The sequence below is a fragment of the Streptomyces sp. MH60 genome, from assembly GCF_002939385.1.
Lineage (GTDB): Bacteria > Actinomycetota > Actinomycetes > Streptomycetales > Streptomycetaceae > Streptomyces.
Map to the genome: position 1 here is coordinate 20924 of NZ_MULI01000042.1, position 24048 is coordinate 44971.

Below are 24048 nucleotides of genomic sequence, written 5' to 3' on the forward strand. Positions count from 1 at the left end.
GGAACTGGCCGGATGGCGTGATCCACACCTTCGCCGATAGGCCTGAAACACCCCTGAAACAGGCCCGTCGACCCTGACGGCCACCCCCGGCATACCCGCGGGTATGGTGCCGGCAGCGCGAGCTCGACGACGAGAGGCGGACGTGGGATGCCGAAGCACTGGGCGGACTTCCAGTACGAGATCTACCTGAACGGCATGACGGGCACCGTGCCCCGGCTGCCCACCGATCTGACCCGGCTGGAGGAGCTGACCGAGCGGCGCCTGGGCCCCGGTCCCTTCGGGTACGTCGCGGGCAGCGCAGGCGACGGCAGCACCGCCCGCGCCAACCGGGCGGCGCTGGCCCGGCGCCGGATCGTCCCGCGCATGCTGCGCGACGTGCACGAACGCGACCTGCGCGTCGAGGTGCTGGGCCGGGACCTGCCCGCACCGCTGGCGCTCGCGCCGGTCGGCGTCCTGTCGATCATGCATCCGGACGCGGAGCCCGCCGCGGCCCGGGCCGCCGCCGCCCAGGGCGTGCCGTACATCCTCTCCTCCGCCTCCAGCACGCCCATGGAGCAGGTCGCCGAGGCGATGGGCGACGCCGAGCGCTGGTTCCAGCTGTACTGGCCCAAGGACCGCGAGGTGGCGCGCAGCTTCCTGCAGCGCGCCGGGGCGGCCGGGTACACGGCGCTGTTCGTCACGCTGGACACACCGCTGCTGTCCTGGCGCCCGCGCGACCTCGACCAGGCGTACCTGCCGTTCCTGCACGGGGTGGGCACCGCCAACTACTTCTCGGACCCGGCCTTCCGGGCCGGTCTGGCGAAGCCGGTGCACGAGGACCCGAACGCGGCGGTGACGCATTTCGTCGGCATGTTCTCCGATCCCGCCAAGTCCTGGCCGGACCTGGCGTTCCTGCGGGAGAACTGGGACGGTCCGATCGTCCTCAAGGGCGTCCTGCACCCGGACGACGCCCGGCTCGCCGCCGACGCCGGGATGGACGGCGTGGTCGTCTCCAACCACGGCGGCCGTCAGGTGGCCGGTTCCGTCGCGGCCGCGGACGCCCTGCCGCGCGTGGTGGAGGCGGTCGGCGACCGGCTCACCGTGCTGTTCGACAGCGGCGTCCGCACCGGCGACGACGTCTTCAAGGCACTCGCGCTCGGCGCCCGTGCGGTACTCCTGGGCCGCCCCTACGTCTACGGCCTGGGCCTGGACGGCCAGGCCGGCGTGGAGCACGTGATCCGCTGTCTGCTCGCCGAACTGGACCTCACCCTGGCCCTGTCCGGACACGCCTCACCGGCCACGCCGGGCCCCGCCGACCTGGTCGAGGGCCCGGAGTGAGGGGACGGCGGCCCCGTCCCCCCGGAAGGGGCGGGGCCCCTCAGCCGCCGGGCAGTTCCACGGCCCGCGCGCCCGGTGCGTCGGTGCGGGCGATCGACAGGGAGCCCTCCGCCGTCGGCACCGGGTCGATGCGCCAGCGCTGGGCCTCGGAGCCGTCGTGCACCTTGACGACGACGTCGGCGTCCGGGGCACCGGTGGTGGTGGCGAGCGCCAGCAGCTTCTGTCCGCGCGGCACCAACTCGCCCTGACCGGTGAGGTCGTAGCGCACGTCGTCGCCCCGCTCGGTGCCCTCGTCGGCGCAGGTACCGAGGATGACGACGCCGGCGTCCGCCCGCGAGTCCAGACACAGTCCCGGATCGGCGACGCTGCGCAGCAGCCCGTCGTCCTCGTAGGTCCACTGCTGGGTCCACGCCTCGGAGCACTCCGCCAGCCGGGCACCCGCCCCGGCCTTCGGCTCGCCCCGGACGTCGAGGCAGAGGTTCGCGGCGCCGTTGCGCAGCCGGGCGCGGTCCGCCGCCGAGGGCATCCCGGCCGCGTCGGGCGGTTTCGGACGGCTCGTGGCGGACGTCTCGCCGTCCTTGTCCACGGCGCTGGTGGAGGCGGCCGGATCGGCACCGCCGCCGTCGTACGACCACACGCTCACCACGAGCACGATGGCCAGCACCCCGGCGGAGGCGGCGCCGAACTGCCTGAGCACCGAGCGGCCCGAGCGCGGACGGCCCGGGACCCTGCGCACGGGCACGGGGATCCGGGCCAGCAGCCCGGGGCGCCCGCCGCGGTGCCGGGCGGCGCCCTTGGCCAGCGCGCCCAGCGTCGCCCGTGCCGGACGGGAGTCGAGATAGCGCCGGGCACCCCAGCCGAGCACGGCCTCGGCGATCAGCGTGCCCAGCTCGCGCTCGAAATGGCCGAGTTGGTCGGCGGCGTGCCGGCAGTGACGGCAGTCGGCGAGATGTTTGCGGACGTCCGGCAGCAGGGCGCCGCCCCGGCGAATCGGGACGTCGAGCAGCCGGCTGTGGAAGCGGCAGTCCTGGCTCGGCGCGAGCTGCCGGTGGGCATGCAGACAACCCTCGCGGAATTTCTCACGCGCTTGTTCGAGAGTGGCCGACGCGGTGTCGGTGTCCATGCCCAGCAGACCGGCGGGGACACTTATGGACTCGCCTTCGACCTCCGTGTGCCACAGCAAACAACGGGCCGGTCCGGGAAGAGAGGCGAATGCCCGGGCGGCCAGCGTGCGGTTTTCCGGGGTCAAGGACTTCGCCGCCCGCATACCCCGTCCGCCGGCGGGTTTGAGCAACTGCGGCAGGGCACCGGATATCGCGTCGTCGGCGGACCACTGGCGGACCGTGTCGCGCACGGCCACCAGCAGCCTCGGGCGCAGCGCGGTGGCCGGTTCGCCCTCGGCGAGCCGGGCCAGCACCCGGTGCCAGGCAGCGGCGGTGACCATGGCGGTGACCTGGGCCGAGGTGGCGAGGCAGATGGTCGCGTAGTCGTGCGCGGGCTGCCAGTGGCGGGCCATCAGCAGCGCGGCGATCCGGGCGGACTCGCTCTCCGGGCCGTCCCGGAGCCGCGCGGCCAGCAACTCGTCGGACTCCCCGGGGTCCCCGCCCGAGGGCGGGTAGGCGGGCCGAGGGGGGTGGGGGGTGGGCACTGAGATGTTCCTTCCCACGCGCAGGTGACTCAGAAGTTCCGAACGCCGAAAAGGACCCACGGATTGGTGTGTACCTCTTGGGCGGAGCACGGGAGGCGTGAATTCGCCATGGCGAAATCGGACCCGGCCCGTCAAAGCGCGTGCGAGACCCGGCCTTTACCCCCCGCACGGGTGCTTCACTCTCGCACAAACCACTCATGGTCAACAAGGCGACCGGGCAACATCGGCCGCCTTTGAAAGAAGGTCAGAAACTCCGGCATGCCAAGAGGGCCGCACCCGGCTTTCCGTTTTCTCCACGGAAGCGGTGCGGCCCTCGGCGGGGGGCGGGGTCAGCCGGTCGGGTCAGCCCTGGTCCGCCACGAAGGAGGCCATCCGGGCCAGCGCGGCGTTCCAGTTGATGGTGTGCTCGTTGGTCGACCAGGACTGGATGTCGTCGATGAAGCAGAACTGGCCGACGCAGCCCTGGAGTTTGCTCTGCGCGTAGGGGTCCTGGATGCTCGAGTTCGGACCGCCGGACAGGGTGCCGTCCGGCGGCGCGGGCAGGGCGGGGTCGAGCTGGTGGGCGTACCAGCGGCTGTGCTGGTGGTGCGCGTTGACCTCGCCGTATCCGGTGACGTACGACATGTTCAGCGCGTTGCGGCCGAGGATGTAGTCCATGCTCTGCACGGCGCCGTCACGGTACTTGGAGCCGCCGGTGATGTCGTAGGCGGTGGCCAGGACGACCGCGTTGTTCAGGACCTGGTGGCTGGAGCCCCAGTCGTACACGTTGCCCTCGGGGGCGTAGGGCATGCCGTAGGGGTGCGCCTTCAGCGTCGCCAGGTAGCCGTCGGCGCCGCGGACCACGGAGCGGCGGACCTGGTCCCGGCCGGGGAGCCGGCTGGGGACGGTCGCCAGGTCGAGGCGGGCGGGGGCGGCGGTGCTCGCCCAGTCGAAGCTGATCGGCCCGAAGACGTCGGCGGTGTGCACCGGGGACTTCAGCACGTGCTCCTTGAAGTCCCGCTCCCCCGTCGTCAGGTACAGCTCGGCCGCGGCCCAGTAGAAGTCGTCGGCGACCTTGGTGTCGGGGTAGGCGCCGCCACCGATGCCGTCGTTCTCGTCGGCGAGCAGGTCCGGGTGGGCGAGCGCGGCGGCCCAGGCGGTACGGGCGGCGCCGAGCGCCTTCGCGGCGAACTCCCGGTCGTAGGGGCGGTACAGGCGGGCGGCCTGGGCGGCCGTCGCCGCCAGGTTGAGGGTCGCCGCGGTGGTCGGCGGGTGCAGCTCGCGCTTCTGCGGGTCGTCGCTGGGCAGCAGCGGCAGCCCGGTCCACTGCTCGTCATGGATCTTGTGGTGCGCCATCCCGGCCAGTGGCTGTCCCTGGGGCATCTGCATCTTCAGCAGGAACTCCAGCTCCCAGCGGGCCTCGTCAAGGATGTCCGGCACCTTGTTGCCGCTCTCGGGGATGTCGAGCGAGCCGTCGCCGAGCTTGGCGGGCTCTCCGGTGCGGGCGTGCAGCGAGCGCTCGTAGGTGCTGAGCAGCTCCCAGGTGGAGATGCCGCCGTTGACGACGTACTTGCCGTGGTCGCCGGCGTCGTACCAGCCGCCGGAGACGTCCAGGGTGTAGTCGCACACGCCGGGTTGGCAGGGCACCTCGGTGTCGCCCCGGTTGGGTGCCGTGCCCACGTGTCCGGCGGGGCGTCCGTAGCCGGGGCGGAGTTCGTCGCTGATCGCGGTGCCGCTGCGCTGCGTGTAGTAGTACTTCGCGGAGTCCAGGCGCAGCCGCTCGTAGGCGGCCGTGCCGATGTCGAAGGGGCGGCTGGTCTCGCCGTCGGCGACCAGGGTGTAGCCCTCGCCGCGCTTGGTGTAGCGGCCGAAGTCGATCGAGTGGACGTTCTGCCCGGAGGAGGCGTCGACGCCGCGCGGCGTGCTCCAGCCGTGGGCGACGACCCGCCCGGCGTCGCTCTTCAGCTGCCAGGGCAGCCGGGTGGTGGCGTCGGTGACGAGCGTGGCGTTCTTCGGTCCCGAGGGCAGGTAGGCGACCTGGTTGACCCGCACCCGCGGCCCGGTGTCCGGCACGTACGGCTCGGGCGCCACGCCGCCCAGCAGGGACACGTCGTCCACGCAGAACCGCCAGGCGTCGGGCGTGCCGCCGAGCTGGAAGCCGACCTGTCCCTGAGTGGTGTCGACGGGCGAGGTGAAGGTGTACGAGTAGGTGTTGCCCGAGACGCTCAGCTGCGGGCTGATCTCGTAGTAGGTGTCGTACGGGGACACCGACAGGCCGACGATCGCCCGGACCACGTGGTCGGCGGGCGTACCGGTGGCGGTGAAGGAGAACCTGTACGACTCCCCGGCGACCAGGGTGACGTCGTTCTGGCCGAGGGCGGCGTCCCAGCGGTTGGTGGTGCCGCCGGGGGCGTCGGCGCACAGCCGGCCGTCGGTCACGGCGGCGGTGACGTTGCTGCTCGTCCACCAGGACTCGGTGCCGTCGGCGAAGGTGCCGTTCCTGACCTGCTCGGTCTCCTCGGCGCCGGCCGGGGCGGCGGGCAGCGCGGTGACGGCCGCCGCCAGCAGGGCCGTCAGGGAGACGAGCGCGGTTCTGCGTCTTTTCACGTCCGGGCTCCTCGGGGGAGGTGGCGCTCGCCAGAGAATGGGAGCGCTCCCAAATGCGGTCGCAGGCCATGCTTGTGGCAGACATGACATGCCGTCAACGGTCCGGACGGGACCGGTTTTCCGACCGGTTCCCGTCCGGAGCGTGGCAGGGCGGCTCAGGCGGCGGGTGCCTCCAGGCGGCTGACGCGGATCGCTCCCCGGGCCTCGCCGGGGTGACGGCTGGTCAGCGTGAGGCGGACCCGGGAGCCCCGCAGCCGCGGGAAGGTGATGACCGTGGGCGCGTCGGAGGCGCCGGCCCACTCGGTCCGCACCTCCTTCGCCGCCCGCCAGGCCCGGCCGTCCCAGACGGCGACCTCGACGGCCGCGGGCAGGCTGTGCCCGTCGTCCACGGTGAAGGAGACCTCGACCCGGTCGTAGCTGCGTGTGCGCCCGTGGTCGACCGAGATCCAGTCCTCGGCGCGGGCGCCGTCGAAGGCGGGGAGCAGGGCGGTGGCCGCCTTGTGGAAGCCGTTGGACCAGCCGGTGGCCGGGTCGCCGTCGAGCACGGCGGCGGGCAGGGTGTCGGGCCGTCCGGAGTAGCTCGCGTCCGCGTGCGGGTGGTCCGCGGGCGCCGGGTGCTCGGGGCGGAACCGCGGGGCCGGTGTGGCCGCCGGGTCCGGGGCCCGCCGGGCGTGCACCGCCGCCGTGCCGGTGCGCAGCCCGTCCGCGCGGGCGGTCACCCGTACCGTGCCCGCACGGGTGCCGGACCGGACGATCGCCAGCGCCTTGCCGTGGAAGGCGGTGCGGGTGCTCGCCTGGTAGCGCTCCGCGCTCTCCTGGCGGCCGTTGTCGAGTCCGGCCAGCGAGCCGCCCGCGACGTCGAAGGAGATCAGGTGCTCGGCGCCGGGCACCACGACCCCCTGCCGGTCGACCACCTCGGCGGTCACGAACACCAGGGAACGGCCGTCGGCGTCGACGGTCTCGCGGTCCGGGGTGAGGCGCAGGGCGTGCGGCGTCCCGGCGGTGCGCAGGACGTCGGTGGCCACCGTCCTGCCGCCGCGCCGGGCGACGGCCTTCAGCTCGCCCGCCTCGAAGGGCACCCGCCAGGTCAGGTGCAGCTTGCCCGCGCTGCCGTTGGGGCTGGTGTAGCTGCCGGGGTAGGGGCCGTCGGTGAAGGTCTTGTCGTCGCCGGTGGCCTCGGTGGTCTCCAGGTACGTCCGGCCGTCGACGGTCTTCTTCCGGTCGAAGCGGCGGGTGCCGAGGGACTTCCCGTTCAGGTACAGCTCGACGGTGTCGGCGTTGGTGTACGCCCAGACCTCGACGGTGTCGCCCTCGCGGTGGTTCCACGTCGTGGGCAGCAGGTGGACCATCGGCTCGTCCGTCCACTGGCTGCGGAACAGGTGGTACATGTCCTTCGGGAAGCCGGCCGTGTCGACCGCGCCGAAGAAGGACGCCTTCACCGGGAAGACGTCGTACGGCGTGGGCTCCCCGATGTAGTCGATGCCGGACCACAGGAACTGCCCGGCGAACCACTTGCGGTCCCGGTCCTTCTTGTGGCCGTACTCGCCGCTCATCGTCCAGGAGGCGAGGTTGTTGTCGTAGGAGGAGGTGGCCCGCCCGCCGGGGGTGTGGTTCTCGCCGGTGTTCAGGTTCTCGGGCTCCTGGTAGGTGCCGCGCGTGGAGGTCTCGGAGGACGACTCGGACTCGAAGAGGAACAGGTGCGGGTAGGCCGCGTGCAGGTCGTCCACCGACTTGGCGGTGTTGTAGTTGAGGCCGAGCCCGTCCAGCTTGGCCAGCATCAGGTCGGCGGCGGAGCCCTTGGCGGGCAGCCGGCGGTACTTGTCGGAGCCGATGACCAGGGGGCGGGTGTCGTCGGCGGCGCGGATGGCGTCGATGATGCGGTCGGCCATGGCGAGTCCGGCGGTGGCGGTGGAGTCGGGGACCTCGTTGCCGATGGACCACATGACGACGGCGGGCGAGTTGCGGGCCGCGAGCACCATCTCGGTGGCGTCCCGCTCGCACCACTCGTCGAAGAACCGGCCGTAGTCGTAGCGGTTCTTGCCGGTGCGCCAGCAGTCGAATGCCTCCACCAGCATGATGATGCCCATCTCCTCGCAGACCTGGGTCATCTCGGGCGAGGGCGGGTTGTGCGACGTGCGGAAGGCGTTGACGCCCATCGACTTCATGAGGGTCATCTGGCGGCGGATCGCGTCGATGCTGACGGCGGCGCCGAGCGCGCCGAGGTCGTGGTGCAGGTCGACGCCCTTGATCTTGGCGTACCTGCCGTTGAGGTGGAAGCCGTCGTCGGGGTCGACGTGGAAGGTGCGGATGCCGAACGGGGTGCGGTACGTGTCGACGGTCCGGCCGCCGACGCGCAGTTCGGTGTGCAGGGTGTAGCGGTGCGGGGCCGCGAAGTCCCAGAGCCGCGGGCGCCCGACGGTGAGTTCGTGGATCTCGGACGCCGCGTCGGCGACGTCGACCGTGGAGGCGGTGCGGGCCACGGTGCGGCCGTCCGCGTCCTTCACCGTCGACCGGACCTCGACCTCGCGCCCGGTGCCCGAGGCGTTCACCACCGACGTCTCCACCCGGACGACGGCACTGTCCTCGCTCACCCGCGGGGTGGTGACGTACGTTCCCCAGCGCCGTACGTGCACCGGCTCGGTGACGACCAGGCGGGCCTCCCGGTAGATGCCGCTGCCGGAGTACCAGCGGCTGCTCGGCAGTTGGTTGCGCACCTGCACCGCGAGGACGTTCTCGGTGCGGCCGTCGGTGTGCACCAGGCCGGTGAGGTCGAGGGCGAAGCCGGTGTAGCCGTAGGGGTGGTGGCCGACCTCCCGGCCGTTGCAGTGGACGCGGGAGTCCATGTAGACGCCGTCGAACTCGACCGAGATCCGCTTCCCGGCGAGCGCGGGCGGCAGGGTGAAGGCGAGGCGGTACCAGCCGAGGCCGCCCGGCAGGAAGCCGGTGCCGCTGGTGGTGCCGTGCCCGGTGGTGGGCGTCTGCTCGATGCTCCAGTCGTGCGGGACGGCGACCTCGCGCCACGCCGAGTCGTCGTGGGCGGGGTCGGCGGCGTCCGTGGTGTCCTCGGCCGCGCCGTCGAGGTCGACCAGCCGGAAGCGCCAGCCGTCGCGCAGGGCGAGGGTGCTGCGGCCCGCGGCGCCGCCGGTCGCGTCCGCGGCCCACGCCGACGGGGCGGCGAGCGCCATCCCGGCCGCGGGCGTGGCGGCGGAGGCGATCAGAACCGATCTGCGCGTGACCGTCATGGCGGATCTCCCTCATCAGAAAACTCATCGAGGCTCACGAGAACTCAGAAGTACTCACAAGTGATCGCGAACAAACAGATTCTGACGTCGAGCCCTACGCGCCCGTCAAGGCCACGGAAAGCACTTTCTGTCCGGCGCGGAGCGGATCCCACGGTGACCTGCGCGACGGTCGGGCCCGGTGCGCCCGGTGGGTTCGGGTCCGCACCGGGCCCGAAGCCACTAGGCTGGGAACAAGGTGACGCGCTGATCACTGTGAGTGTGCGCAATGGAGTGGCGACGATGAGTCCGGTCAACCCGTTCGACGATGCCGCCACGGCCCGCGCCGTCGTCGACGGCTCCGGCACCTTGCGGGCGTGGAACGAGGGCGCCCGCCTGCTGCTCGGCCACCCGGCCGCCGAGGTCGTGGGGCGCCCCGCCGCCGACCTGCTCGCCGAGGACCGCGACGGCACACCTCCCGGACGCGACGACGACCAGTGGAGCGGCACCCTCGCCCTGCGCCACCGCGACGGGCACACCGTGTCGGTCTGGGTGCTCGCGCACCGCAGACCCGCGGCGGACGGCGCCCCGCCCACCTGGCTCGCCGTCACCCCGCTGCGGTCCGGCCCCCAACCGGAGGACGACCCGCTGGTCAGAGCGGCCCTCACCCAGTCCCCCTGCGCCATGATGATCTTCGACGACCGGCTCCTGCTGCGCGGGGTCAACGACGCCATGGCGCGGTTGCTGGGGCTCCCGCCGGACCGGGTGCGCGGACTGCGGGCCACCGACCTCAGCGACCGGCCGCAGAACGCTGAACTGGAGCGGCAGATGCGGCGCGTGCTGTCCTCCGGCCGGCGGCACGACATGCAGACCCACCTCAAGGCCGTGGGCGAGAGCCGCGCCCACGCGTGGAACGCCCGTATCGCACCGCTCACCGACGCCGACGGCCAGGTGTTCGGCGTGTGTGTCAGCGCCCACGACTTCACCGAGCAGCACCGCGCCCGCGAGCGGCTTCAGCTGGTGAACGAGGCCAGCGTGCGCATCGGCACCACCCTCGACGTCACCCGTACGGCTCAGGAGCTGGCGGACGTGTGCGTCCCCCCGCTCGCCGACTTCGTCAGCGTCGACCTGCTGGACCCGCGCGAGCACGGCGGTGAGCCCGCCACCGTCGTCGAGCCGCCGGTCGGCCTGCGCCGCACGGCGCACCGGTCGGTCACCGCGGACTGCCCGCAGTCGGTGGCCGAGACCGGGCAGCTGGACGTCTATCCGGCCGGCTCGCCCCAGGCCGAGTGTCTGCTGTCGGGACAGGCGATCGTGGCCTCGGTGGCCTACGGCGACCTCGAACGCTGGCTCCAGTGGGACCCCGTCCGCCTGCGACGGGTGAAGGAGTACGGCATCCACTCCACGATGTCGGTGCCGCTCCAGGCCCGCGGCACCACCCTCGGCGTCGCGGTCTTCACCCGGTTCAGGCGCCCCGACCCCTTCACCCACGACGACGTGCTGCTGGCCGAGGAGGTCAGCGCCCGCGCCGCGGTCTGCATCGACAACGCCCGCCGCTACTCGCGCGAACGCGAGGCCACGCTGACCCTTCAGCGCAGTCTGCTCCCCCGGTGGCTGCCGCCCACCGCCGCGGTGCAGGCGGCCTCCCGCTACCTTCCGGCGGCCCGCTCGGGCGTCGGCGGCGACTGGTTCGACGTCATCCCGCTGTCCGGGATGCGGGTCGCCATGGTCGTCGGGGACGTCGTCGGCCACGGCATCCCGGCCTCGGCCACCATGGGCCGGCTGCGCACCGCCGTGCGTACCCTCGCCGACATCGACCTGACGCCCGAGGAGCTGCTGACGCACCTCGACGACCTGGTGGTGCGGCTGTCCGAGGAGTCCGGCGACGACCGGGCGGGCGAAGTGGGCGCGACGTGTCTGTACGTGGTGTACGACCCGGTGTCCCGGCACTGCTCCATGGCCCGGGCCGGACATCCGGCGCCCGTCCTGGTCCCGCCGGACGGTCCGCCCGAGCAGGTCGAACTGCCCTCCGGGCCACCGCTGGGCGTGGGCGGGCTGCCGTTCGAGTCGGCCGAGCTGGAGCTGCGCGAGGGCAGCCTGCTGGCGCTGTACACCGACGGTCTCGTCGAGAGCCGGGACCGGGACACCGACGCCGGCCAGGCGCTGCTGCGCGAGGCACTGGCCGCCCCCGCCGACTCCCTGGACACCGCCTGCGACCGGGTGCTGCACCGCCTCCTCCCGTCGGGCAGCTCCGCCGACGACGTGGCCCTGCTGCTGGCCCGGACCCGGGGGCTGCCCGCCGGACAGGTCGCCACCTGGGACATCCCGGCCGACCCCGCGCTGGTCGCCCCGGTGCGCAAGCAAGTCCTCGAACAGCTTTCCGACTGGGACCTGCTGGAGGCGACCTTCACCGCCGAGCTGGTCGTGAGCGAGCTGGTCACCAACGCCATCCGGTACGGCTCCCCGCCGATCCGGCTCCGGCTGATCCACGACACGGCCACCCTGATCTGCGAGGTCTCCGACACCAGCCACACCGCGCCGCACCTGCGCCGGGCCAGGACCTGGGACGAGGGCGGACGCGGTCTGCTCCTGGTGGCCCAGCTCACCCAGCGCTGGGGCAGCCGGCACACGGCCGAGGGCAAGACGATCTGGGCGGAGCTGGCGCTGCTCGACGACGAGGAGTGAGCCCTCGCCCCGGTGCGGAGTGCGTCCCCTCGTTTCCCGGACCGTGCGGCGGGACACTCGGCAGTACAGGGCGTACGGTGCCCGCCGGTCGCGCCGGGACCGTGCGCCGGAGCCCGACGGGAGTGTGGAGAAGCGATGGCGAACACGCCCCAGCCACTGCGCCGGACGGCCCTGCTCGCGAGCGGGGTCGCGCTGCTCGGTCTGTTGACCGCCTGCGGCAACGAGAGCGCCACATCGAGCGGCACCCCGCAGCCGAGCCAGGCCGCCCGCACGGCCGGTACGACCCCGGGCAGCGCCACTGCGACACCCGGTGACACCGCGCCGGCGGTCGGCGCCACGCCCACCGACACCGCGGGGTCGGCCTCCGCCTCGGCCCGCACCGACGGCCGCTGCCACACCTCGGAGCTGCGGGCCGCCGTCGGCCGCGTGGACCCGGGGGCCGGTCAGCGCAACTTCCCCGTCGTGCTGACCAACACCTCCGACCGCACCTGCACGGTGCACGGCTATCCGGGCGCCGCCTTCGTGGACGCGTCGGGCAAGCAGCTGGGTCCGGACCCCGAGCGCGCGCCGGGCTCCCCCGGGACGGTCACGCTGACGCCGGGCAAGAGCGCGTGGGCCGGACTGTCCTTCTCCAGTCCGCAGATCAGCGGCGCCCGCACGGCCACCCCGGCGGCGCTGCTCGTCACCCCGCCGGACGAGCGGGAGCCGCTCAAGGTGAAGTGGACGGCCGGCGAGGTCCCGGTCGGCGGCAACGAGTCGTCGGTGTCCGTCACCGCCCTGGACGCGGGCACCGGCCCCTGAGGCACCGGCCCCCGGGGGCGCCGGTCCGCTGATCGGTGACCGGCGATGGTCCGCTGGTCAGTGACCGGCGATCGGGTGCGGCGCGTAGGGCCGCTCCAGTTCCTCGGTCTCCTTCTCGCTCAGCGTGAGGTCGACCGCCGCCACGGCGTCCTCGAGGTGGCCCGGCCTGGAGGCGCCGACGATGGGCGCGGTCACCGTGTCCTGGTGCAGCAGCCACGCCAGGGCGACCTGGGCGCGCGGGACACCGCGCTCACCGGCGATGCGGGTGACGGCCTCGACCACGGCACGGTCGCCCTCCTGGTAGAGGGTGCTGCCGAAGTTGTCGGTGGCGCTGCGCTCGGTGGCGGTGTCCCAGTCGCGGGTGAGGCGGCCGCGGGCGAGCGGGCTCCAGGGCAGCACGCCGACGCCCTGGTCCGCGCAGAGGGGCAGCATCTCGCGCTCCTCCTCGCGGTAGACGAGGTTGTAGTGGTTCTGCATGGACACGAACGTGGTCCAGCCGTGCCGCTCGGCGGTGTACTGCATCTTGGAGAACTGCCAGGCGTACATCGAACTGGCCCCGAGGTAGCGGACCTTGCCCGCCTTCACCAGGTCGTGCAGGGCCTCCATCGTCTCCTCGACCGGGGTGTGCGGGTCGAAGCGGTGGATCTGGTAGAGGTCGACGTAGTCGGTGCCCAGGCGCCGCAGGCTGTGGTCGATCTCGGTCATGATCGCCTTGCGGGAGAGCCCGGCGCCGTTCGGCCCGGGGCGCATCCGGCCGTTCACCTTGGTCGCGAGCACGATGTCGTCCCGGCGGGCGAAGTCGGCCAGCGCCCTGCCCACGATCTCCTCACTGGTGCCGTCGGAGTAGACGTTGGCCGTGTCGAAGAAGGTGATCCCGGCCTCCAGCGCCTGCCGGATCAGCGGACGCGAGGCCTCCTCGTCGAGCGTCCACTCGTGCGCGCCGCGGTCGGGAACGCCGTAGGTCATGCAGCCCAGGCAGATCCGCGACACGTCCAGGCCGGTCGAACCGAGCTTCACGTACTGCATCGTTGCTGCTCCTGTCTTCGCAGATCATCCGTACCGGGGCGAGCGTACGTCCTCGCGCGGGCTCGAACCCCGGCCGGGTCAGCGCCGTTCGAGCAGGTCCAGGGCTCGTTCCCAGCCGAATCCCGGGCGGCCGCCGTCCTCCTCGGCGCCGCCGGAGTTCCCGGCGTACGGGTCGCCGAAACGCACGCCCATCCCGCGCAGCCGGGCCAGGCTCTCCCGGTACGCGGGGTGGGCGGCCAGCGCGTCGGCGACGCACGGCAGGACGGCGACCGGGACGCCGAGGCCGTACGCCTCGCACAGGGTCGCCACGGCGAGGGTGTCGGCCAGGCCCGCGGCCCACTTGTTGATGGTGTTGAAGGTGGCGGGCGCGACCACGACGGCGTCGGGTGCCGGGAAGGGCCGCGGATCGCCCGGCGTGCGCCAGGCCGAGCGGACCGGGCGGCCGGTGCGCGCCTCGGCGTCGGCCGCGTCGAAGAAGCCGCCCATGGCGACCGGTGTCGCTATGACCCCGACCTCCCAGCCGCGCCCCCGCGCCGCGTCGATCAGCCCGCCGACGCCTTCGGCCACGCCGGCTGCGCAGACGACCACGTAGAGGAAGGGCCTCGCGGCCTCGTCGCCTCCGCTTCCAGCCTGTTCACTCACCCCGGAACCCTACTGTGCGGGCCCCGCGCCCACGGATGTCAGCGGGCGTCCGGAAGGGCTCCGGCGTCCTCCGTCTCCTCGGCGGTGATCGCGCCCACGGGGCAGGCGCGGGCCGCCTCCCGTACCAGCGGGCTGCCGCCGCCGTCCTCCCGGCCGGGGCGCAGTGTGCTGTAGCCGTCGTCGTCCTGGGTGAAGACGTCGGGGGCGGTCAGGGCGCACTGGCCCGCGCCGATGCAGATGTCCTTGTCGATGCCGATACGCATGTCCGGAGCCTCCTACCAGGCCACGGGGAGTTCCAGCATCCCCTGGATCGTGTCGCCGGGTTTGAAGGGGATCTCGTCGGCCGGGGCGGCCAGGCGCAGTGTGGGCAGCCTCTCGAAGAGGGTGTGCAGGGCGATCTCCAGTTCGGCGCGGGCCAGGTTCTGGCCGAGGCACTGATGGATGCCGAAGCCGAAGGCGACGTGGTGACGGGCCGGGCGGTGCCAGTCAAGGGCGTCCGGGTCGGGGTAGACGCTCTCGTCGCGGTTGATGACGGAGGTCGAGAAGACGACCCCGTCGCCGGCCCGGATGGTCTGCCCGTCCACGTCGATGTCCTCGGTGGCCATCCGCAGCAGCCCGTCGGCGATCGACAGGACGCGCATCAGCTCCTCCACGGCATCGGGCAGCAGCGCGGGGTCCGCGCGCAGTTCGGCCAGCCGGCCGGGGTGGGTCAGGAGGGTGTAGGTACCCAGCGAGATCATGTTGGCGGTGGTCTCGTGGCCGGCGACCAGCAGGATCACCGCGAACGCGATCAGCTGCTCGCGGTCGATCGCCCCGTCGGCCGACTGTCGCCGGACCAGGTCGTCCAGCAGGCCGTCGCCGGGTGCCTGCCGCTTGCGGTCGATCAACTCCCCCAGGTACGCCTCCAGTCGGTCGCGGGCGTCCTGGGTGTCGGCGGGCAGGGGGCCGCGCAGCAGCCGGCGGGACTGTTCCTCGAAGAAGTCGTGGTCGGCGTAGGGGACCCCGAGCAGGGCGCAGATCACCATCGACGGCACGGGCAGCGCGAAGGCCGTCACCAGGTCGGCGGGCGGGCCCTGCGCGATCATCGCGTCCAGCCGTTCGTCGACGATCCGCCGGATGCTCGGGCGCAGCGCGGCGGCGCGTTTGAGGGTGAACTCCGGGAGCACCATCTTGCGCTGGGCGCGGTGTTCGGGATCGTCCACCCCGAGCAGTGCGGTCCTGCGCCCGCGTACGGCGGCCAGGCGTGCCGAGGTGGCGGGGAAGCCGTCGCGGGTGCGGTCGGTCGACAGGCGTTGGTCGGCCAGCAGCCTGCGGGCGGCGGTGTGCCCGGTCACCAGCCAGGCGGGGCGGCCGTCGAAGAGCGTGATCCGGGCCAGGGGCCGGGCGGCGCGCAACGGGTCGTAGCCGGCGGGCGGCCGGTAGGGGCAGGTCCGGTCCTGCGGGAAGGCGACGGGGTGCGCCGCGCCCGTGTCCCGCGGGGTGTCCGTGTCCTTCGTCGGGGGCGTGTTCGTCGTGTTCGTCGTGCTGCCGGTGTCCGTCGTCGTGTCGGTGTCCGTCATGGAAGACCTCGCAGACGAAGAGTGCGTCGTGATCTTCATTAGATGCCTCGGGCATCTATGAGGCGACGACAAGTTCGGCCATATCGGTGGCGGCAGCGGACTGGCCGGGGATCACCGGTCGGGGGCGGCGGGGTCGTGGTGCGCGGTCCGGGTCCGCGCCGCGAGTGGCGCGATCGCGACCACCGGTGGTCCCGGCCGCGGCCCAGAACTGGCCGAGCGGCAGGGGGTGGCGGCCGGCGGCCGGACCCGCCCCCTCCGGTTGTCCGCGCGACCATGGGGTACGAGGGGCAGGATGCGGTAAGGATGGTCACGCGCCGGTCGGGGGTGCCCATCGGTCCGGCCGGCCTGACCACACGACGACACGACGACACGGACGGATGCACATGCCTCTTGACGGCGAGTACGAACCCAGCCCGACGCAGTGGGTGCGCGAACAGGTCGAGCGGTACGAGAGCTCGGGCGGCACCGAAGGCACGACCCTGGCGGACACCGGTCTGCCCGTGATCGTGCTGACCACCCGCGGCGCGCGGAGCGGCAAGCTGCGCAAGACGCCGCTGATGCGCGTCGAGCACGAGGGCCGGTACGCCGCGGTCGCCTCCCTCGGCGGGGCTCCCAAGCACCCGGTCTGGTACTTCAACGTGACCGCCGATCCCCGGGTGGAGCTCCAGGACGGCCCGGTGAAGCAGGACATGACGGCCCGTGAGGTCACCGGCGCGGAGAAGGCCGAGTGGTGGGAGCGCGCGGTCGCGGCGTTCCCGCAGTACGCCGACTACCAGAAGAAGACCGACCGGGAGATCCCCGTCTTCGTCCTGGAACCGTCCGACGCGGGCTGAGCCGGCGCGCCGGACTTTCCCGGATCGGCGTGCATGGACCGGCGGGTTCCGGGAATACGCCGTTCAGGCCCCGCCGCGTTCCCCCGTCGCGGCGGGGCTTTCGGCCGCCTCCCGGGCGAGCCGGTCGGTGACGTCCAGGAAGACCTGCCCCGCCTCGGGGACGGCGCGCGCGATCGACCTCTTGATGCGCACGGAGACCTCCTCCACCCGTTCGCTGTCCAGGCCCGGCACCAGGTCGACGCGGGCCGCCACCAGGGTCGAGTCGAGGCCGGTCTTCATGGTGAACAGCGCCTCGACACTGTCGATCTCCGGCTGGGCCCGCAGCAGCGACCTGATCCGGCCGCTGGCCTCCGGGTCCGCGGCCTCGCCGATCAGCTGGTCGCGGGCCTCGCGGCCCAGCCGGTAGGCCACGTAGACGAGCAGTGCGCCGATGGCGAGCGAGGCGCAGGCCTCCCACACCACCTGCCCGGTGACCATGTGCAGCGCCATGCCGGTCATGGCGAGGCAGACGCCCAGCACCGCGGTGCCGTCCTCGGCGACCACCGTGCGCAGCGCCGGGTCCCGCAGCCCGTCGGCGAGCCCGCCCTGGCCCCGCACCTGGTGCAGGGCCCGCAGCAGGGAGCCGCCCTCCGCGAGCAGGGCGACACCGAGCACGATCAGTCCGGCCACATAGCCGCTGAGTTCCTCGGCGGCGCCGGTGCGCAGGGCCTCGACGCCCTGGAAGAAGGAGAAGCAGCCGCCCATGACGAAGATGCCGACGGCTGCGAGGAGCGACCAGAAGAACCGCTCCTTCCCGTAGCCGAAGGGGTGCTTGCGGTCGGCGGGGCGGCGGCTGCGGCGCAGGGCGGCGAGGAGGAAGATCTCGTTCAGGCTGTCCGCGACCGAGTGTGCCGCCTCCGACAGCAGGGCGGGCGAACCCGCGATGAACCCGCCGACCGCCTTGGCGACGGCGATCACCAGATTGGCCGCCAGGGCCACGAGCACGGTGACGCGTGTCCTGCGGTCGGCCTTGCGGCCCGGCTTGTCTGCTGCTGCTGTCCCACTCACGAAGCCCCGACTGCCCCGGCCGGACCGGCTCACACCCCCGCCTTGCGGGTGGCCACCAGTGCCTACGGGCGAAAACGGGGAACGCCTACACAGGGACGGACACCCGGACGACGGAAGGGCAGGACCATGAGCGGTGACGACGGGACGGCCGGCAACAGCGGCTACGGAAAGAAGGCGTTCAAACGGTCCAGGAGCCACTTCGCGGACCGGATCACGGCGGACGGCCGGGACGGCTGGCCGGTGGAGGCCGGCCGCTACCGGCTCGTGGTGAGCCGCGCCTGTCCGTGGGCGAGCCGAGCCCTGGTCTCGCGGCGGCTGCTCGGTCTGGAGGACGCCCTGTCCCTGGCGGTCGCCGACCCGGTCCAGGACGACCGCAGCTGGCGCTTCACGCTGGACCCGGACGGCCGCGACCCGGTCCTCGGCATCCGCTACCTCAGCGAGGCCTACGACCGGCGGGAGACCGGCTATCCGGGCGGGGTGAGCGTGCCCGCGGTCGTGGACGTGCCCAGCGGGGCGCTCGTCACCAACGACTACCAGCAGATCACCCTCGACCTCGCGACCGAGTGGACCTCCCTGCACCGGCCGGGTGCGCCCGACCTGTATCCGCAGGCCCTGCGCGACGAGATCGACGAGGTGATGGCCGGGGTCTACGAGGACGTCAACAACGGTGTGTACCGGGCGGGCTTCGCCACCGGCCAGGAGGAGTACGAGGCCGCGTGCGCGGGTGTGTTCCGGCGCCTGGAGCAGTTGACGCCCCGGCTGGAGCGGCAGCGCTACCTGGTCGGTGACACCCTCACGGAGGCGGACATCCGGCTGTTCACCACGCTGGTCCGCTTCGACGCCGTCTACCACGGCCACTTCAAGTGCAACCGCTGGAAGCTGACGGAGAATCCGGTGCTGTGGGGATACGCCCGCGATCTCTTCCAGACGCCCGGATTCGGGGACACCGTCGACTTCGACCACATCAAGCGCCACTACTACCAGGTGCACACCGGCATCAACCCGACCGGCATCGTGCCCCTGGGCCCGGACCTGTCCGGCTGGCTCACCCCCCACCACCGCCAGGAGCTGGGCGGACGTCCGTTCGGCGACGGCACCCCGCCGGGGCCGGTCCGGGCCGACGAGGAGGTACCGGTGCGGGGCAGGCCCTGACCGGCACCGGTACGCATACGACCAGACAGCGCACACCAGACAAGGAGATTCCCATGGCGAAGTCGAAGAAGAAGAAGCTCCCCCTCGCCTACAAGCCGGTCGGGTTCGCGCTCGGCTGGCTGGGCGGCACGCTGGCCGGGATGGCGTTCCAGAAGACCTGGAAGGTCATCCGGGACGAGGACGACGCGCCCGACGCCCTGGACCCGGACCGCGGCTGGGGCGAGATCCTGCTGGCCGCGGCGATCCAGGGCGCCATCTTCGCCGCGGTGCGCAGTGCCGTGGACCGCACGGGCGCCAAGGCCATCCAGCGCTCGACCGGCACCTGGCCGGTCGCCGAGAAGGGCGGCCGCGACTGACACGGACGGGGCCGGGGCCGGTCCGCCGGACAGGCCTCAGCCCTGTTTGGGCGCGGTCGACGCGACGGTGAGGCGGAGGGTGAAGGAGTGCCCGGCCGGGTCGGAGAAGCCGCGCTCCTCGTGCGGGCCGGCCGGGTCCTTCGCCTCCACCGGGCGCCCGCCCAGCCCCACGATCGCCCGCTCGGCCTCGTCCAGGTCCGCCACCACGAAGTCCAGGTGGACCTGGAGGGAGTTCTCCGGGCGCGGCCAGCTCGGCGGGGTGGCGTTCACGTCCCGCCGGAAGGCCATGCGGAAGCCGCCGGGGCCCTCGATCTCGATGCGGTTGGCGCTCACGTCGCTCTCCTCGGCGCCCAGCAGCCCCTTGTAGAACTCGGCGAGCCGCTCGGGTTCGGCGCAGTCGAGCACCACGACGCCCGCGTTGACCAGTGCCATGTCTCCTCCGAAGGATTCCGGGCGCGGGGCGTCGTGCCCCGTGCCCTGTACCTTGCGGATATCCCGGCCCGGCCGAATCAGTCGGCGGGCGGCCACCGGCCGTCCCGCGGGACTTCGCCGCAGTGCCGGGCGGCTCCGGGAATGGCACGATCACTTCGGAGGTTGCCGACCGTGTCGTCCGTCCCCTTCCCGAGTTGCGAGGTCCCGATGAACACCATGCGCGCCGTCAGCCAGGACGTCCTCGGCGGTCCCGAGGTCCTGAAGGAGGTACGCCCCGAGCGGCCCGAGCCGCGCCCGAACGAGGTGCTGGTACGGGTGCGTGCCGCCGGGGTGAACCCGACCGACTGGAAGCACCGGGCGACCGGTGGCTTCCTCGGCGAGCCGCCCTTCGTACTGGGCTGGGACGTGTCGGGCGTGGTGGAGTCGGTGGGGATCGGAGTCGCCGCCTTCCGGCCCGGTGACGAGGTCTTCGGCATGCTGTCGTACCCCTTCGGCCACGGTTCGCACGCGGAGTACGTCACCGCCCCCGCGCGCACCTTCACCCGCAAGCCGTCGGGGATCGACCACGTCCAGGCGGGTGCCCTGCCCCTGGTCTCGCTGACGGCGTGGCAGGCCCTGGTGGAGCGCGCGGACGTGCAGCCGGAGCAGCGGGTGCTGATCCACGCGGCGGCCGGCGGTGTGGGCCATGTGGCGGTGCAGATCGCCAAGGCCCGTGGTGCCCATGTGATCGGCACCGCCAGCGCGGGCAAGCACGAGTTCCTGCGCTCGCTCGGGGCGGACGAGACCGTGGACTACCGGGAGACGGACTTCGCCGAGGCCGTGAAGGACGTCGACGTCGTCCTGGACACGATCGGCGGCGACACGTCACTGCGGTCCCTGCGCGTGCTGCGCCCGGGTGGGGTCGTGGTGTCGATCCTGCCGGTCGGCTCGGACGAGTTCTTCGAGGAGGCCGACCGGCTGGGCGTGCGGGCGGTGCGGATGCTGGTCGACGCCGACCGGGCCGGCATGGAGGAGATCGCCGCTCTGGTCGAGTCGGGGAAGCTGCGGGCCACCATCGCCGAGACGTTCCCGCTGGCCGAGGCGGCGCGGGCGCACGCGCTGGGCGAGACCGGCCGCACCACGGGCAAGCTCGTCCTCGTGGTCGACTGATCGCCCACCCTCCTGATCGGCAGGCGGTCGGCGCTGCCTGTGAGATTTCGATGACATATGTCAATCGAACATGCTCAAACTCGCTCGATCGGGGTAACTTTTCGAACGGACTGGGTAGTTGAGCCCCCGGAAGCAGGCCGGACAGGCCGCGACAGGCTGGAGGCAAGGTACGTGCGGCAGGAATCCGCGTCGCCCACCTCGCACCTACGCGTGCGCCACCACCGGGGGCACACGGTGCTGGAGTTCCGGGGCGAGATCGACATCGCCTCGGCGGCGGAGATCGCCCCGCACCTGGACCGGGAGACGGTGCGTTCCGGTGCCCGGGTCGTGCTGGACCTCGGCGGCATCGAGTTCTTCGACTGCTCCGGGCTGCGGCTGCTGTACCGGGCCCGCAGCCAGGTGCTCGACCGGGGCGGGCAGGTGCACCTGGTGTGCGCCCACCCGCTGACCCTGCGCATGCTGCGGATCACCGGTCTGGCGCGGCTGCTGCCGCCGTGGCCGACCCTCGACGAGGCCCTCGACGTCAGCCGGCCGGCCGGGCCTCGAACAGGGCGCTGACCGACTCGCCGTTGTGGATGCGGCGCACCGCCTCGGCGAGCGCCGGGGCGATGGACAGGATCCGCAGCTTGTCCGTGTGGTCGTCCACCGGTACCGGCACCGTGTTGGTGCACACGATCTCCAGCACGTCCGGCTGTTCGCTGAGCCGGCCGAGCGCCCCGGCCGCGAACAGCCCGTGCGTACAGGCGACGCGGATGGTGCGCGGACCCGACTCCCGGAGCCGGTCGAGCAGTTCCAGCACCGTGCTGCCCTTGGCGATCTCGTCGTCCAGCACGATGACGTCGCGCCCCGCGACGTCCCCGATCACCGCGCTGATGCTGACCCGGTCGTCCGCGTACCGCTGCTTCGCGCCGGCCGCCACCTGGGCGCCGAGCATCCGGGCGAACGCCGCGGCCTCCTTGGCGTTGCCCAGGTCCGGCGAGACGACCGTCGTCCGGGAGAGGTCGTACTGCCGGAAGTGCGCGGCCAGCTCCCGCAGCGCGTGCAGGTGGTCGACCGGGACCGAGAAGAAGCCGTGCACCTGGGGCGAGTGCAGGGTCATGGCGAGGCCCCGGCTCGCCCCCGCCGCCACCAGCAGGTCGGCCACCAGGCGCCCGCCCAGCGAGATGCGCGGGGCGTCCTTCTTGTCGGAGCGGGCGTAGGAATAGTGGGGCATGACCACGGTGATGCGGCCCGCCGACGCCCCGCGGGCCGCGTCGCACATCAGGAGCAGCTCGACGAGGTGCTCCTGGACCGGCTTGACCAGCGGCTGGACGAGGAACACGTCCCGCTCCCGGCAGTTGGCCATGAGCTGCACCTCTAGGCAGTCGTTGGCGAACCGGCTGACCCGGGTGGGGCTGAGCGGCACGCCCAGCTGGGCGCAGACCTCCTCGGCCAGGTCGGGGTGGGCACTACCGCTGAACACGGCGATGTCTCGCACGGACCGCTCCTCGCGTGATCCTGTCCGGCCGGAATCCCCAGCTTACGGAAATCCCGTTGCGCCGCTCCCGGGGCCCCGGGCCATGATGGCCCCGTCCGTCGTCACCACGACTCCCCAGGCCACCTCACGTCAGGAATCCCTCGCATGCGCCGACTCCTCGGAATCCCCCAGCGCCCCTTCCGGCCCACGGTTCCCGAGGACTCCTTCACGCATGCGCACCCTGAACATCGGCATCCTGGCCCACGTCGACGCCGGTAAGACCAGCCTCACCGAACGGCTCCTGTTCGACCACGGCGCCATCGACCGGCTCGGCAGCGTCGACGCCGGTGACACCCGTACGGACGACGGCGGCATCGAGCGCCGTCGCGGCATCACCATCCGCTCCGCCGTCGCCGCCTTCACCGTCGGTGACACCCGGGTCAACCTGATCGACACCCCGGGACACTCCGACTTCGTCGCGGAGGTCGAGCGCGCCCTGGAGGTGCTCGACGGCGCGGTGCTGCTGCTGTCCGCCGTCGAGGGCGTACAGGCGCGCACCCGCGTCCTCATGCGCACCCTGCGGCGGCTGCGGCTGCCCACGCTGGTGTTCGTCAACAAGATCGACCGGGCCGGAGCGCGCACCGGCGGTCTGCACGACGACGTCCGGCGCCTGCTGACCCCGCACGTGGCGCCGCTGACCGAGGTGACGGACGCCGGTACCCCGGGCGCCCGGGTCGTCCGCCGCCCGCCCGACGACCGGACCGCGCAGGCGCTCGCCGAGGTCGATCCCGGCATCCTGGCCGCGCTGGTCGACGGCCCCGAGCCGACCGCGCGGGACCTGGCCGCCGCCCTCGCCGCCCGTACCGCCGACGGCTCGTTCCACCCGCTGTACCACGGCTCCGCGCTCGGCGGCGAGGGCGTCGCGGAACTGGTCGAGGGCCTGGTCGGCCTGGTCCCGGCCGCCGCGGCCGACACCTCCCGCGGCGCGGAACCGCGCGGCACGGTCTTCGCGGTACGCCCGGGGCCCGCCGGAGAGCGCACGGCGTACCTCAGGCTGTACGACGGCGAGGTGCGCCCGCGCCGCCGGCTCACCTTCCTGCGGCGCGAGTCCGACGGGCGGACCACCGAGGTCTCCGGCCGGGTGACCCGCCTCGACGTGGTCGGCGGGGACAGCACGCTCACCGCCGGGAACATCGCCGCGCTCACCGTCCCCGGCGGCCTGCGCGTCGGTGACCGGCTCGGCGAACTGTCCGACCGCGCACCGCAGTTCGCGCCGCCGACCCTGCAGACGCTGGTCCGGGCGGTGGACCCGGGGCAGGCGGCGCCGCTGCGCTCCGCCCTGCTGGCGCTGGCCGACCAGGATCCGCTGCTGCACGCCCGCCCGGCGGCGTCCGGCACCACCGCCCTGCTCCTGTACGGCGAGGTCCAGATGGAGGTGCTCGCGACGACGCTGGCCGAGGACTTCGGCATCGAGGCGGAGTTCGCGCCGGGCCGGGTCCGGTTCCTGGAGCGTCCGACCGGTACCGGTGAGGCGGCGGAGGAGATGCCCTGGCTCGACCACACCCGCTACTGGGCGACGATCGGGCTGCGTGTCGAGCCGGGACCGCGCGGCTCGGGCGGGGAGTTCGCCTACGAGACGGAACTCGGCGCGCTGCCCCGCGCCTTCCACCAGGCCGTCGAGGAGACCGTGCACGCCACGCTGCTCACCGGGCTCACCGGGGCGGCGGTCACCGACTACCGGGTCACGCTGATCCGCTCCGGCTTCAGCTCGCCGCTCAGCACGGCCGCCGACTTCCGCGGACTGACGCCGATCGTGCTGCGCCGTGCCCTGGCCCGGGCGGGCACCGTGCTCCACGAGCCGTACCGGGCCTTCGAGGCGGAGGTCCCGTCGGACACGCTGGCCGCCGTGACCGCCCTGCTGGCCTCGCTGGGCGCGGACTTCACCGGTACGACGGGCGGCGACCCGGCCTGGATCGTCACCGGCGAGCTGCCGGCCCGGCGGACGCGGGAGGCCGAGTTGCGGCTGCCGGGGCTGACCCGCGGGGAAGCGGTGTGGTCCTCGCGCCCCGCCGAGGACCGTCCGCTGAAGCCCGGAAACGGTGGGCCTGGCAGGGGAGTTGGCGGGCATCCGGGTGAGTAGG

The 24048-nt window shown here is 73.0% G+C and carries 19 protein-coding genes; 9 read left to right on the forward strand and 10 right to left on the reverse strand.

The window, feature by feature from the left end:
- Positions 1–147 precede the first annotated feature (147 nt).
- The gene (locus tag BZZ08_RS23745; protein WP_104634279.1) at positions 148–1317 is read left to right on the forward strand and encodes a lactate 2-monooxygenase; all 1170 of its coding nucleotides are present in this window, start codon (positions 148–150) and stop codon (positions 1315–1317) included.
- A 40-nt stretch (positions 1318–1357) separates the two neighbouring features.
- Here the strand turns inward: BZZ08_RS23745 and BZZ08_RS23750 are convergent, their stop codons facing one another.
- The 3 genes from BZZ08_RS23750 to BZZ08_RS23760 all read right to left on the reverse strand — a co-directional run bounded on the left by BZZ08_RS23750 (position 1358) and on the right by BZZ08_RS23760 (position 8793).
- On the reverse strand, positions 1358–2965 hold the full coding sequence (locus BZZ08_RS23750; RefSeq protein ID WP_104634280.1) for an RICIN domain-containing protein: 1608 nt from the start codon (positions 2963–2965) through the stop codon (positions 1358–1360).
- Between the two features lie 342 nt (positions 2966–3307).
- Entirely contained in the window at positions 3308–5551 is a 2244-nt protein-coding gene (locus tag BZZ08_RS23755; protein ID WP_104634281.1) for a cellulase, read from the reverse strand.
- Between the two features lie 155 nt (positions 5552–5706).
- Complete coding sequence (locus BZZ08_RS23760) at positions 5707–8793, reverse strand: glycoside hydrolase family 2 TIM barrel-domain containing protein (RefSeq protein WP_104634282.1); 3087 nt, start codon at positions 8791–8793, stop codon at positions 5707–5709.
- 279 nt (positions 8794–9072) lie between these two features.
- On the opposite strand from BZZ08_RS23760, the gene BZZ08_RS23765 reads away from it, so the two are divergent.
- Together BZZ08_RS23765 and BZZ08_RS23770 are read left to right on the forward strand one after the other, a co-directional pair.
- Positions 9073–11454: a SpoIIE family protein phosphatase gene (locus BZZ08_RS23765; protein ID WP_198601657.1), complete on the forward strand. Its 2382-nt coding sequence runs from the start codon at positions 9073–9075 to the stop codon at positions 11452–11454.
- Between the two features lie 135 nt (positions 11455–11589).
- Positions 11590–12255, forward strand: coding sequence for a DUF4232 domain-containing protein (locus BZZ08_RS23770; RefSeq protein ID WP_104634284.1), 666 nt, complete (start codon positions 11590–11592; stop codon positions 12253–12255).
- 57 nt (positions 12256–12312) lie between these two features.
- Here BZZ08_RS23770 and BZZ08_RS23775 read toward each other — a convergent pair whose 3' ends face one another.
- From BZZ08_RS23775 to BZZ08_RS23790, 4 genes are all read right to left on the reverse strand, one after another.
- A complete protein-coding gene (locus tag BZZ08_RS23775) occupies positions 12313–13281 on the reverse strand; it encodes an aldo/keto reductase (RefSeq protein ID WP_104634285.1) in 969 nt (322 codons plus the stop codon).
- 78 nt (positions 13282–13359) lie between these two features.
- Positions 13360–13923: a flavoprotein gene (locus BZZ08_RS23780; RefSeq protein WP_104634286.1), complete on the reverse strand. Its 564-nt coding sequence runs from the start codon at positions 13921–13923 to the stop codon at positions 13360–13362.
- Between the two features lie 38 nt (positions 13924–13961).
- The gene (locus BZZ08_RS23785; RefSeq protein WP_104634287.1) at positions 13962–14186 is read right to left on the reverse strand and encodes a ferredoxin; all 225 of its coding nucleotides are present in this window, start codon (positions 14184–14186) and stop codon (positions 13962–13964) included.
- Positions 14187–14198: 12 nt separating this feature from the next.
- Positions 14199–15482, reverse strand: coding sequence for a cytochrome P450 (locus tag BZZ08_RS23790; RefSeq protein ID WP_104634288.1), 1284 nt, complete (start codon positions 15480–15482; stop codon positions 14199–14201).
- A gap of 383 nt (positions 15483–15865) precedes the next feature.
- Between BZZ08_RS23790 and BZZ08_RS23795 the strand changes: the two genes are divergently transcribed.
- A complete protein-coding gene (locus BZZ08_RS23795; RefSeq protein WP_104634289.1) occupies positions 15866–16315 on the forward strand; it encodes a nitroreductase family deazaflavin-dependent oxidoreductase in 450 nt (149 codons plus the stop codon).
- Between the two features lie 63 nt (positions 16316–16378).
- On the opposite strand, the gene BZZ08_RS23800 is transcribed toward BZZ08_RS23795, so the two are convergent.
- Positions 16379–17362 (reverse strand): cation diffusion facilitator family transporter, encoded by a 984-nt coding sequence (locus BZZ08_RS23800; RefSeq protein ID WP_241965551.1) that lies wholly within the window; start codon positions 17360–17362, stop codon positions 16379–16381.
- Positions 17363–17488: 126 nt separating this feature from the next.
- Here BZZ08_RS23800 and BZZ08_RS23805 point away from each other — a divergent pair, with 126 nt between their 5' ends.
- Positions 17489–18514: a glutathione S-transferase family protein gene (locus BZZ08_RS23805; RefSeq protein WP_104634291.1), complete on the forward strand. Its 1026-nt coding sequence runs from the start codon at positions 17489–17491 to the stop codon at positions 18512–18514.
- A 53-nt stretch (positions 18515–18567) separates the two neighbouring features.
- Positions 18568–18870 (forward strand): DUF4235 domain-containing protein, encoded by a 303-nt coding sequence (locus tag BZZ08_RS23810; protein WP_104634292.1) that lies wholly within the window; start codon positions 18568–18570, stop codon positions 18868–18870.
- 36 nt (positions 18871–18906) lie between these two features.
- Here the strand turns inward: BZZ08_RS23810 and BZZ08_RS23815 are convergent, their stop codons facing one another.
- Positions 18907–19302, reverse strand: a complete 396-nt coding sequence (locus BZZ08_RS23815) for a VOC family protein (protein WP_104634293.1) — start codon at positions 19300–19302, stop codon at positions 18907–18909.
- Positions 19303–19509: 207 nt separating this feature from the next.
- On the opposite strand from BZZ08_RS23815, the gene BZZ08_RS23820 reads away from it, so the two are divergent.
- Entirely contained in the window at positions 19510–20451 is a 942-nt protein-coding gene (locus tag BZZ08_RS23820; RefSeq protein ID WP_104634294.1) for an NADP-dependent oxidoreductase, read from the forward strand.
- Positions 20452–20622: 171 nt separating this feature from the next.
- Positions 20623–21009 carry an anti-sigma factor antagonist gene (locus tag BZZ08_RS23825; RefSeq protein WP_198601658.1) on the forward strand — a complete coding sequence of 129 codons (387 nt, stop codon included), beginning with the start codon at positions 20623–20625 and terminating at the stop codon, positions 21007–21009.
- On the opposite strand, the gene BZZ08_RS23830 is transcribed toward BZZ08_RS23825, so the two are convergent.
- Complete coding sequence (locus tag BZZ08_RS23830) at positions 20975–21928, reverse strand: ribose-phosphate diphosphokinase (protein ID WP_104634296.1); 954 nt, start codon at positions 21926–21928, stop codon at positions 20975–20977. The genes BZZ08_RS23825 and BZZ08_RS23830 overlap by 35 nt on opposite strands.
- Positions 21929–22139: 211 nt before the next feature.
- Here BZZ08_RS23830 and otr(A) point away from each other — a divergent pair, with 211 nt between their 5' ends.
- Positions 22140–24047, forward strand: coding sequence for a tetracycline resistance ribosomal protection protein Otr(A) (gene otr(A), locus BZZ08_RS23835; RefSeq protein ID WP_104634297.1), 1908 nt, complete (start codon positions 22140–22142; stop codon positions 24045–24047).
- The last annotated feature ends 1 nt before the right edge of the window (position 24048 follow it).

Coding starts and splice junctions, on each gene's coding strand:
- BZZ08_RS23760 (WP_104634282.1), bottom strand. CDS start 8,793: ATGACGGTCACGCGCAGATCGGTTCTGATCGCCTCCGCCGCCACGCCC.
- BZZ08_RS23805 (WP_104634291.1), top strand. CDS start 17,489: ATGAGCGGTGACGACGGGACGGCCGGCAACAGCGGCTACGGAAAGAAG.
- BZZ08_RS23795 (WP_104634289.1), top strand. CDS start 15,866: ATGCCTCTTGACGGCGAGTACGAACCCAGCCCGACGCAGTGGGTGCGC.
- BZZ08_RS23820 (WP_104634294.1), top strand. CDS start 19,510: ATGAACACCATGCGCGCCGTCAGCCAGGACGTCCTCGGCGGTCCCGAG.
- BZZ08_RS23745 (WP_104634279.1), top strand. CDS start 148: ATGCCGAAGCACTGGGCGGACTTCCAGTACGAGATCTACCTGAACGGC.
- BZZ08_RS23765 (WP_198601657.1), top strand. CDS start 9,073: ATGAGTCCGGTCAACCCGTTCGACGATGCCGCCACGGCCCGCGCCGTC.
- BZZ08_RS23770 (WP_104634284.1), top strand. CDS start 11,590: ATGGCGAACACGCCCCAGCCACTGCGCCGGACGGCCCTGCTCGCGAGC.
- BZZ08_RS23775 (WP_104634285.1), bottom strand. CDS start 13,281: ATGCAGTACGTGAAGCTCGGTTCGACCGGCCTGGACGTGTCGCGGATC.
- BZZ08_RS23785 (WP_104634287.1), bottom strand. CDS start 14,186: ATGCGTATCGGCATCGACAAGGACATCTGCATCGGCGCGGGCCAGTGC.
- BZZ08_RS23815 (WP_104634293.1), bottom strand. CDS start 19,302: ATGGCACTGGTCAACGCGGGCGTCGTGGTGCTCGACTGCGCCGAACCC.
- BZZ08_RS23790 (WP_104634288.1), bottom strand. CDS start 15,482: ATGACGGACACCGACACGACGACGGACACCGGCAGCACGACGAACACG.
- BZZ08_RS23810 (WP_104634292.1), top strand. CDS start 18,568: ATGGCGAAGTCGAAGAAGAAGAAGCTCCCCCTCGCCTACAAGCCGGTC.